This window comes from Bradyrhizobium sp. Ken64 (assembly GCF_055807555.1).
Genome location: NZ_JBVVPA010000160.1, coordinates 1 through 201 on the forward strand (window position 1 = coordinate 1; position 201 = coordinate 201).

Here is a 201-nt window from a genome sequence, read left to right on the forward strand (position 1 = left end):
CCAGCTCGTCGCCGTCGACTGCGTGACGTCGGCCCAGGTGGCGCCGCCATCGCTGGAGACCTGGATCTTCTCGCCGGAGCCCAAGGCTCCATTGCTGCCCGACACCGTCAGCGTGGTGTCGCTGGTGATGAAGTCGCCGGCCGTGCCGCTGTCCTGGTTGATCGCCGTGATCGCCAGCGCCTCGGACGGAGCTGTGGTGTC

Annotated in this window: 1 protein-coding gene; it reads right to left on the reverse strand. The window is 68.7% G+C overall.

What is annotated here, in order from left to right:
• Window positions 1-201, reverse strand: a 201-nt coding sequence (locus AC0L2F_RS36030) for a hypothetical protein (protein ID WP_473251562.1), incomplete at both ends; no start/stop codon positions are given.